Source organism: Micromonospora antibiotica, from assembly GCF_017599305.1.
GTDB lineage: Bacteria > Actinomycetota > Actinomycetes > Mycobacteriales > Micromonosporaceae > Micromonospora > Micromonospora antibiotica.
On sequence record NZ_JAGFWR010000055.1, the window covers coordinates 1 to 2,865 of the forward strand.

The window sequence follows — 2,865 nt, forward strand, 5'->3', positions numbered from 1 at the left end:
GATCGTCCAGGTGTCGCCGGTGTGGAGGAGGTTGGTGAGTTGTTGTTCGGGGGTGTCGGTGGTGGTGTTTTTGGCGGTGGTGATTTGGTGTTGGACGAGGGTGTCGTAGGAGGGGCGGTTGATTTGGCGGAGGATGCCGATGGGGGTGTTGCGGAGGTCGTGTCCGGGGAGGCGGGACAGGGCGAAGGCGTAGGCGGGGTCGGTGATGGTGGTGTCGTGGGTGATGATGTTTTCGGGTGGGGTGGTGGCGGTGTCGCGGATTTCGAGGCCGAATCCGTGGGGTGGGTGGACGACGCAGTGTTGGTTGTTGCGGCCGAAGGTGATGGGTTGGCCGTGTTCGAGGGGGATGAGGTGGTCGTCGCGGGTGTCGGGTTGTTTGAGTTGGTCGAAGGCGCCGTCGTTGAAGATGTTGCAGTTTTGGTAGATCTCGACGAAGGCGGCGCCGTGGTGTTGGGCGGCGGCGCGGAGGACGGTTTGGAGGTGTTTGCGGTCGGAGTCGATGGTGCGGGCGACGAAGGTGGCTTCGGCTCCGAGGGCGAGGGAGAGGGGGTTGAAGGGGGCGTCGGCGGATCCGGCGGGGGTGGATTTGGTGATTTTGCCGGTTTCGCTGGTGGGGGAGTATTGGCCTTTGGTGAGGCCGTAGATGCGGTTGTTGAAGAGCAGGATGGTGATGTTGACGTTGCGGCGTAGGGCGTGGATGAGGTGGTTGCCGCCGATGGAGAGGGCGTCGCCGTCGCCGGTGACGACCCAGACGTTCAGGTCGGGGCGGGTGACGGATAGTCCGGTGGCGATGGCGGGGGCGCGGCCGTGGATGGAGTGCATCCCGTAGGTGTTCATGTAGTAGGGGAAGCGGGATGAGCAGCCGATGCCGGAGATGAAGACGGTGTTTTCGCGGGGGATGTTGAGTTCGGGCATGAATTGTTGGATGGCGGCGAGGATGGCGTAGTCGCCGCAGCCGGGGCACCAGCGGACTTCCTGGTCGGATTTGAAGTCTTTGGTGGTGAGTTTCACGGCGACGGGTTCAGGCATTTTTGCAGACCTCTTCCAGCATCGTCTCCAGTTCGGCGGCGGTGAAGGGTAGGCCGCGGACCTGGTTGTAGGCGATCGCGTCGATCAGGTATCGGGCGCGGATGATCTGGGCGAGTTGGCCGAGGTTCATCTCGGGGATGACGACGCGGTCGTAGGTGGCCAGGACGTCGCCGAGGTTGGCCGGTAGGGGGTTGAGGTGGCGTAGGTGGGCTTGGGCGATGGGTTGGCCGTGGTGGCGCAGGGTGCGGCAGGCGGCGCCGATGGGTCCGTAGGTGGAGCCCCAGCCGAGCACGAGGGTGCGGGCGGTGCCGTCGGGGTCGTCGACGTCGAGGTCGGGCACGTCGATGGCCTGGATGCGGGCGGCGCGGGTGCGGACCATGTAGTCGTGGTTGGCGGGGTCGTAGGAGATGTCGCCGGTCTTGTCGGCTTTCTCCAGTCCGCCGATGCGGTGTTCGAGGCCGGGGGTGCCGGGGATCGCCCAGGGGCGGGCGAGGGTGTCGGGGTCGCGCAGGTAGGGCAGGAACGTGACGCCGTCGTCGTGGTTGGGGGCGGTCGCGAAGTCGACGCGCAGGTCGGGTAGGTCCTGCACGTCGGGTAGGAGCCAGGGTTCGGAGCCGTTGGCGACGTAGTTGTCCGACAGCAGGATGACCGGGGTGCGGTAGGTGACCGCGATGCGGGCGGCTTCGAGGGCGGCGTGGAAGCAGTCCGAGGGTGACTTCGCGGCGATCACCGCGACGGGGGCTTCACCGTGGCGGCCGTGCAGGGCCATGTTCAGGTCGGCCTGTTCGGTTTTCGTGGGTAGCCCGGTGGAGGGGCCGGCGCGTTGCACGTCCACGATGACCAACGGCAACTCCAGGGCGACGGCGAGGGAGATCGTCTCGGATTTCAGGGCGACTCCGGGGCCGCTGGTCGTGGTCACTCCCAACGCGCCGCCGTAGGAGGCGCCGAGGGCGGCGCCGACCGCGGCGATCTCGTCTTCGGCCTGCATGGTGACCACGCCGAGTTTCTTGTGTTTCGACAACTCGTGCAGGATGTCCGACGCCGGGGTGATCGGGTACGCGCCGAGGAACACCGGCAACCCCGACCGGACCCCCGCCGCGACCAGGCCAAGGGACAGGGCGGCGTTGCCGGTGATGTTGCGGTAGGTGCCCGGGAGCATCTTCGCGGGTTTCACCTCGTACCGCACCGAGAAACTGTCGGTGGTCTCGCCGTAGTTCCAGCCCGCCCGGAACGCGGCGATGTTCGCCGCGACGAGATCCGGACGTTTGGCGAACTTCCGTTCCAGGAACCGTAGCGTCGAGTCGTACGGGCGGGAGTACATCCACGACAACAACCCCAACGCGAACATGTTCTTCGCCCGCTCGGCGTCTTTCTTCGACACCGACAACTCCGCCAACGCCCCGACGGTCATCGACGTCAACGCCACCGGATGCACCACAAAACCATCCAGCGACCCGTCGTCGAGGGGGCTGACCGCGTAACCGACCTTGACCAGGTTCCGGCGCGTGAACTCGTCGGTGTTCACGATGATGTCCGCACCCCGACGAAGATCACCCAGATTCGCCTTCAACGCCGCCGGATTCATCGCGACGAGAACGTTCGGCGCGTCACCCGGCGTCAGGATGTCATAGTCAGCGAAATGCACCTGGAAACTCGACACCCCCGGCAACGTCCCCGCCGGCGCCCGAATCTCCGCCGGGAAATTCGGCAACGTCGAAATATCATTCCCCAACTGCGCCGTCTCCGAGGTGAACCTGTCCCCCGTCAACTGCATCCCATCACCCGAGTCACCCGCAAACCGGATCACCACCCGGTCCAACTGACGGATCTGCTTGG

The 2,865-nt window shown here is 65.7% G+C and carries 2 protein-coding genes; both read right to left on the bottom strand.

The features are described from left to right. Nucleotides 1–1,029: 2-oxoacid:ferredoxin oxidoreductase subunit beta (locus tag JQN83_RS32530; RefSeq protein ID WP_208570985.1), on the bottom strand; the 1,029-nt coding region annotated here is incomplete at its 3' end. Then, nucleotides 1,022–2,865 (bottom strand): 2-oxoacid:acceptor oxidoreductase subunit alpha (locus tag JQN83_RS32535; protein ID WP_244253670.1); only part of this gene is annotated, 1,844 nt, incomplete at its 5' end. The genes JQN83_RS32530 and JQN83_RS32535, both read right to left, overlap by 8 nt.